Source organism: Gemmatimonadota bacterium (assembly GCA_026705765.1).
GTDB lineage: Bacteria > Latescibacterota > UBA2968 > UBA2968 > UBA2968 > VXRD01.
This window is the reverse complement of sequence record JAPPAB010000136.1, coordinates 1-7,503: the sequence shown is the minus strand read 5'-3', so window position 1 is coordinate 7,503 and position 7,503 is coordinate 1. Positions and strand designations below refer to the sequence as shown.

Here is a 7,503-nt window from a genome sequence, read left to right as displayed (position 1 = left end):
CCAATACGCGCGGTCGTCTGAATGCGGGTACGTATATCTGGGCGATTGAGTCGCATCATCCCGCGAGTGAGGGTCAGATCCAGAAGGGTCTGTTTGTGATTGTCAATTGATCATTGGTCATTATTGAGGAGCAAATTATGAAACATTTGATCTGGATAGCAGCTATCGCGCTTTTTCTCAGCCCTCAAAGTGCCATGGCTCAGGATGTAGCAGGCTTTGATGATCTGGAACCCATAGCTGCAGAGGGGCATTATCGCTCGGAAGGCGATAGGGGCAACCGCATTGCGCGCAGTGGCTTCGCGCTTTTGAAGATTTCTGCATCTGCGCGCCTGGCGGGCATGGCCGATGCCAATGTGGGTACGTCGCGCGATATTCACTCGATATTCCAGAATGCAGCCGGGCTGGTACATATCGACAATATGGCATATCTGGCCTCTTATAACGAGTGGCTGGTGGGCACCAAGATGGGGGCTGGGGGTTTTGCCTATCGCATTCCCATAGGCGTTGTGGGTGTCGCCTTTCGCACGTTTACCTATCCCGATGTAGAAGAGACCACGCCCGTGCAACCCAATGGCACGGGGCGAAATATCAAGCTCGGGGATTTTTCGGTTGCGGCGTCTTTTGCCAAGCAGCTGACCGATAAATTTTCGATGGGTTTTCGCCTGCGCTATGTGCGGTCTCAGCTTCACGTCATCAATGTGAGTTCCACGACTTTTGATATCGGCACGATTTTTTACACGGGTTTCAAGAGTCTGCGCGTGGGCATGACCATCAGCAACCTGGGTGGCAATAAGGAAGTGCTGACCGAGGATTATCGCCTGCCGTTTTTCTACAATCTGGCCATCGCAATGGAATTGCTGGGCAAGCAGGGCGATCCGCTTTATCTGACAACTGCTTATGAGCACGTGTTTTTCCGCGACTATGGAGAGCGCGATCATATCGGTGGCGAGTTGTGGATACAAAATCTGCTGGCACTCCGCGCCGGTTATAAGTTCCGCTATGATGTGGAGAGCTGGAGCGTGGGGGCGGGTGTAAATCTCAATGTAACCGAAGAGCGCAAGATCAGTGTGGATGTTTCGTATAGCGATATCGGCGGTGTGATTAAAGAGCGACCGCTGCGTTTGACGCTTTCGGGAACGTTCTAAGGCGTAGGGGACGGCCCCTGTGCCGTCCCACCTACCTGCTGACAGGAGGAATTACAAAATGCGTAAGTTTTTATTGTTTTGTCTCATTGGTGTGTTGGGTACAGCGGGATGTACTCGCGATATCCCGACTGAGCCTGCCGAGGAGTGGCGCGGTAGCTATCGGCTGATTTCCGGGACGAATGGGGGGAGTGCCATCAATGTTGCCGATCCGCCTCAAGGTACGCCCCGGCATATCATTTTTACGGCGGCAGCATCGGATTATGGCACGGTGGTATTTGTGTACAATCCACCCCTTGCAGCACCGCCAATGGCGTCTGTGACGTATGAAAAAACCGTGCGGCATTATTGGCGTTCAGTAAATCCCAGGCGCGATCAGCTTCGCATTGAATATGCACAAAACAATGTGGAGCGTATCAGGCTGGCTTATGGGTCATTTTATCTCTGGCAGGCCGGTCCCAGGTTGCCACTGGTCGGTGAACTGGGCAATAATATAGGCAATTATACGAGTCCGTTTCCGGTGCGTCCGGCTGATGCATTGAACCAGCCCCATACCCTGATACGCGTGCTTCCCGGAGCCGAAGAATACAGCAATGTGACGGTGCTGGGTAATGGGCGCGTTCGCATTAGTATTCCAAACGCTATGAGGCCAGACAACCGCTCATTTCAAAATCGCAATAACCGAACAGCAATTTATTTCAATAGTCCGTGGCCATGGCAAGATCCTCGCTCTCATCAGATGATCATGTGGATGGAGGACGGTCAGGGCATACGCTATGCCGCTTATGTTCCTCCGGCAGAGGTGGCTGCAGAACTGGATACCAATGACCCACCGTATTCCGGGATATGGCCATTGCGAGATGCTCACCTCAATGGCACATGGATGGATCCCGAAGATCCATTCCCGGGTATCCCGGCTTCGTTGGATATCCAGTGGTACCCCGTTCTGGAGAGACGCAGTCCTCGCCACCGCGCGCCATCTGGCCATGTGCCAACCGCTGGTGCGGAGGATCCCCTGATAGAGAATGGCGTGGTTATCGAACAGGGTTTTGTGGAAATCACGTTTGCCAGGCCGCTTGAGTTTTTCACGCATGCCGATGAATCCCGATTTTTCAACAGGCGTGCGGGATATGTGATTCAGAATGGCGTGCCCGTGCTCAATGGCAATTTGCGGGGCGGTGCGCCAGATGGCGTGAATTTGACTTATGTGACGGCATCCGATGTGGATTTCAGCAAAGAGGGCGATATTTTGACGGTGAATCTGACACAGGGCGGCTCGTCTTATGTCCTGCAGTATAAGCAAGCCCCGCTGAATCCCCAGCAGTTGGAAGGATTTGGGGAAGACTCGATTGTTGTCAGGCCCGTTCCGGCAGATTTGTTCTAAAAGTGTAAAAGAATGTAAAATTTATTGCACCATTAGGCACTGTGATATATTTTATTGTAAATATTCACAGTGCCATTCCCTTTGGGGAATTTTTCAAGGAGGTTTGCAATGATATTGCGCGTTGCACTCGCTGTTTTGTGCTGCGGTGCGTTGCTTGCGGTAGCTCCGGCGGAGGCCGGGTTGAAACTGCCCTACAAGGCAGAAGGGCTGAGCAAGGAGCAGGCGGCAGCGTATCTTCTGGAGCGTTTTGCCTTTGGTGCGCGGCCCGGTGAAGTGGAAAAGGTGGCGAAGATGGGTCCTGAGAAGTGGCTGGCTCAACAGTTGAAGGGCAATTTGCCCGATGCTGGGTTGGACAAAAGGTTGGAAGCATTTCCCGCTCTGAAGATGACCCAGGAAGAGATGGCCGCAGTTTATGTACAAAATGGGCGGATTCGCAGAATGGTGGCGAAAGCCGGGTTGATCGATCCCGCGAAGACGCCTCGCAAAGAGATGAATGAAAAGATCAACGCGTATCGCAAGGAGCACGGGTTGCGTCCTTATGGTATGCTTTCCAATCAGGAATTGAAGGGCCAGAAGCTGATGCGGGCGGTGTATAGCGAGAATCAGCTCACTGAGGTGATGACGGATTTCTGGTTTAATCACTTCAATGTGACCACGCGCGATGGTGGGGCGCGCAGTCGCACGCTTTCCTATGAGCGCGATGCGATTCGCCCCAATGTGCTGGGCAAGTTCCGCGTGATTTTGGGTGCGACGGCGAAGCATCCTGCGATGTTGTATTATCTGGATAATGCACAGTCGCGTATGGCACCGCCAGAGCAGCGGCAGCAGGCAAAGCCTGAGCCTGTGAAGGAAGTGGCATCGGGTGAGATGGGTATGGATGGTGGGATGGATGGCGATATGGGTGGCGAGATGGCGAAGGCTCCTGAGAAGGCTCCCGCAAAGGCGCAGACCCCTCCACAACGCAGGCGCAAGTACGGTTTGAATGAGAATTATGCGCGCGAGTTGATGGAGTTGCATACCCTGGGTGTAGATGGTGGATACACGCAGCAGGATGTTACGGAAGTTGCGCGTGTGTTGACCGGATGGGCTGCGGCGCCTTATGGCAATGGGCGAAAAAATATCGATAAGGCAATGGCCAGGGGCAATATGAATAACATTCGCGATGGCGAATTTGTGTTCCGAAAATCCTGGCATGACGATAAGGCCAAGGTGGTGTTGGGTGAGAAGTTCCCCGCAGGTGGTGGCATAGAAGAGGGCGAGCGCGTTCTGGATATGCTGACCGCACACCCTTCAACTGCGCGTTTTATTTCGACCAAGTTGGCGCGTCGGTTTGTAAACGATGCACCGTCAGATGATCTGATTGATGAGATGGCGGAGACCTTTACCAAAACCGATGGGGATATCGCTGCTGTAATGGCGACGCTGGCGCAATCCCGCGTGTTTTGGGCAGAGGCGAAGAAGCGCAGCAAGATGAAGTCGCCGTTAGAAGTGGTGGTGAGTTCTCTGCGTGCTCTGGAAGCCGATGTGAAGAATCCACAGCCGATAATGCGCTGGTTTGACCGCATGGGCGAGCCGCTGTATGGTTATTTGCCGCCTACGGGTTTTCCGGATTATGCCGAGTCGTGGGCAAATTCGGGTACGCTGATTGCGCGAATGAATTTTGGTATCCATCTGGCTACGGGCAGAATTAGAGGAATTGAATTGAAGCAATTGCCCAAGGAGAGCGCTGGTCTGACAACGGAAGAGGCATTGGCGATGTATAGCAAGTTGCTGTTGCCTGCACAGGATACGAGTGCTATTGCATCAGAGGTTAAACAGACGATTCCCGCAGATGCCGAACGCAAAGATGTTCAGGTGATCAGTATGTTGCTGGGGTCGCCGGAATTTCAATACCGATAAATCGGAAAGGAGATAGCGTTATGGAATGGACGCGAAGAGCATTTATGAAGGGCAGCGGTTTGGCATTGTTTTCGGCCTCGTTTGGGGGTACGCCGCTGTTCTTGAGCCGCGCGGCTGATGCGGCGAATAATCCGCTGGCACATAGCCGTCGCAAAGTGCTGGTGACGATTTTCCAGCGCGGGGCTATGGATGGTTTGATGGCGGTGACGCCATTTAACGATCCGGCACTCGCCGAGGCGCGCCCCAATTTGTTTATGCACCTGACCGATCCGAAAAACGAGTTGACGGATCTGGATGGTCGCTTTGCATTGCATCCCTCTTTTGCGGAGTTGGCACCGCTGTACAAGGAAGGTCGTCTGGCTATTGTCCACGGCGTAGGCTCGCCGAATAAGACGCGGTCGCACTTTGACGCCCAGGATTATATGGAGAATGGGACGCCTGGTGTGAAAGGTACGCGGACGGGTTGGCTCAATCGGGCTGTGGGTTTGCTCGGGCACGAGGGTACGCCCTTCCGGTCTGTGGCATTGACCAGAGCCTTGCCGCGCTCATTTTACGGGAAGCAGCCTTCGATTGCAGTAGATGATCTGCGTTCCTTTGGCATTCAGATGCCGAATAATCCGCAGGGGGCCGAACAGGTGGAGGAAGGATTTGAGGCGATGTATGCGCGGAGTGCCAAACGCCTGGTTCAGAGGGTGAGCCAGGAGAGTTTTGATGCGATTGAGTTGTTGGAAAAGATCGGTGTGAATAATTACAAGCCCGCTGAAGGTGCGGAATATCCCAATACGGCATTGGGTCGCAGGCTGCAACAGATTGCGTTGCTGATCAAGTCGGATGTGGGTCTTGAGGTTGCCTTTACCGAGACCGGCGGCTGGGATACGCATGTGCAGCAAGGCACAACGACGGGCTCTTTCCAGCGCAGAGCAGATGAAATGTCCAAGTCCATCGCGGCATTCTGGACGGATCTGGGTACGTATCAGGACGATGTTGTGCTGATGACGATGACCGAATTTGGTCGCACAGTGCATCAGAACGGTTCTCTGGGTACGGATCACGGCCGCGGGTCGTGTCTGTTTGTGCTGGGGAATAACGTGGCTGGTGGAAAGATCCACGGAAATGTGCCAGAGAAGCTGGTGAAAGATGCGCTTGAGGATCGACGCGATTTGCCCGTGACGACGGATTTCCGTTCTGTGTTTGCCGATGTGGCTGGTAAGCATCTGAATATCGATCGTTCCCACGATATCGCGATGTTCCCGGGTTGGGAAGGTGAGCGGTTTAAGGTGATGACGTAAAGTTATTATCGACCACTCATTTGAACTGCTGTACTGACACGTTGTGTTGCGCGTGTGCAGTTTACACCGCTTCAGGAAAGAGAACTCGAGTGTCGAGTATGGCACTCGAGTTTTTTTATGGAGGTTTGCAATGACATTGCGCTTTTCACTTATTGTTTTGTGCTGTGGTGCGTTGCTTGCGATAGCTCCTGTGAATGCTGAGTTGCAACTGTCCTACAAAGCAGAGGGGCTGAGCAAGGAGCAGGCTGCGGCGTATCTCTTAGAGCGATTTGCCTTTGGTGCGCGGCCCGGTGAAGTGGAAAAGGTGGCGCAGATGGGTCCCGAGAAATGGCTGGCACAGCAGTTGAAGGGCAATTTGCCAGATGCTGATTTGGACAAGCGATTGGAAGCGTTTCCGGCGTTGAAGATGACGCAGTTTGAAATGTCTGAAACTTATGTGCAGAGTGGGCGGATTCGCCGAATACTGGAGAGACAGGGCGTGGTTGATCCCGCAAAAATGGATCGCAAAGAGATGTATCAGAAGATAAGGGCGTATCGCAAGGAGCACGGGTTGCGTTCTTACAACGCGCTTTTTAATCATGAAATTCAGAGCCAGAAAGTGATGCGGGCGGTGTATAGCGAGAACCAACTCACTGAGGTGCTGACGGATTTCTGGTTTAATCACTTTAACGTGACCACGCGCGATGGTGGGGCGCGCGGTTATGTGCTCTCTTATGAGCGCGATGCGATTCGTCCCAATGTGTTGGGCAAGTTCCGCGTGATTTTGGGTGCGACGGCAAAGCATCCGGCGATGTTGTATTATCTGGACAATACCCAGTCGCGTATGGCACCGCCATCACAGCGGAATCAGGCAAAGCCCAAACAGGAGGTGGCATCGGGTGAGATGGGTATGGATGGTGGTATGATGGGCGGTGAGGCTATGGCGCAGCCCCCTCCAAAAAACAGACGCAAGTATGGTTTGAATGAGAATTACGCCCGCGAGTTGATGGAGTTGCACACGCTGGGTGTGGATGGTGGATACACGCAGCAGGATGTTACAGAGGTCGCGCGTGTGTTGACGGGTTGGGCTGCGATGCCTTATAAAAATGCGCGGAAAAATCTCGAGAAGCAAATCGCAAAAGGAAGTAAAAAACTCATTCGCGAGGGCGAATTTGTGTTCCGCAGAGACTGGCACGATCAGAAGGCTAAGGTGGTGTTGGGTGAGAAGTTCCCTGCAAGGGGTGGCATGGAAGAGGGCGAGCGCGTTCTGGATATGCTGACCGAACACCCTTCAACTGCGCGTTTTATTTCTACGAAGCTGGCGCGTCGGTTTATAAACGATAGCCCTCCCGAGGCGCTGGTCGAGCGGATGGCGAAGACATTTCGCGAGACGGATGGCGATATCGCTGCTGTGATGGCTACGTTGGCGCAGTCTCGAGAGTTTTGGGCAGAGGCGAAGAAGCGGAGCAAGATGAAGTCGCCGTTTGAGTTGGTGGTGAGTTCTCTCCGCGCATTGGAAGCCGATGTGAAGAATCCACAGCCGATGATGGGCTGGTTTTACCGCATGGGTGAGCCGCTGTATGGCTATGTGCCGCCTACGGGTTTTCCGGATTATGCCGAGTCGTGGGCGAATGCGGGTACGCTGATTGCGCGCATGAATTTCGGCGTTCATCTGGCTGCGGGCAAAATTAGAGGGATTGAATTGAAGCGGTTGCCCAGGGATAGCGGTCTGACAACGGATGAGGCATTGGCGGTTTATGGCAAGTTGCTGTTGCCTGCTCAGGATACGAGTGCTATTGCATCAGAGGTG

The 7,503-nt window shown here is 53.4% G+C and carries 5 protein-coding genes; all 5 read left to right on the top strand.

All coding sequences use genetic code 11. From position 1 onward, the window contains the following. Nucleotides 1–137: 137 nt before the first annotated feature. Nucleotides 138–1,145, top strand: a complete 1,008-nt coding sequence (locus OXH16_18155; GenBank protein MCY3683325.1) for a PorV/PorQ family protein — start codon at nt 138–140, stop codon at nt 1,143–1,145. 58 nt (nt 1,146–1,203) lie between these two features. Beyond that, nucleotides 1,204–2,526, top strand: a complete 1,323-nt coding sequence (locus OXH16_18150; GenBank protein ID MCY3683324.1) for a hypothetical protein — start codon at nt 1,204–1,206, stop codon at nt 2,524–2,526. Between the two features lie 108 nt (nt 2,527–2,634). Then, nucleotides 2,635–4,425, top strand: a complete 1,791-nt coding sequence (locus OXH16_18145; GenBank protein MCY3683323.1) for a DUF1800 domain-containing protein — start codon at nt 2,635–2,637, stop codon at nt 4,423–4,425. 20 nt (nt 4,426–4,445) lie between these two features. Next, entirely contained in the window at nt 4,446–5,714 is a 1,269-nt protein-coding gene (locus OXH16_18140) for a DUF1501 domain-containing protein (GenBank protein ID MCY3683322.1), read from the top strand. Between the two features lie 130 nt (nt 5,715–5,844). Further along, a partial coding sequence (locus OXH16_18135; GenBank protein ID MCY3683321.1) for a DUF1800 domain-containing protein occupies nt 5,845–7,503 on the top strand: 1,659 nt, incomplete at its 3' end.

Coding starts and splice junctions, on each gene's coding strand:
- OXH16_18145 (MCY3683323.1), top strand. CDS start 2,635: ATGATATTGCGCGTTGCACTCGCTGTTTTGTGCTGCGGTGCGTTGCTT.
- OXH16_18150 (MCY3683324.1), top strand. CDS start 1,204: ATGCGTAAGTTTTTATTGTTTTGTCTCATTGGTGTGTTGGGTACAGCG.
- OXH16_18155 (MCY3683325.1), top strand. CDS start 138: ATGAAACATTTGATCTGGATAGCAGCTATCGCGCTTTTTCTCAGCCCT.
- OXH16_18140 (MCY3683322.1), top strand. CDS start 4,446: ATGGAATGGACGCGAAGAGCATTTATGAAGGGCAGCGGTTTGGCATTG.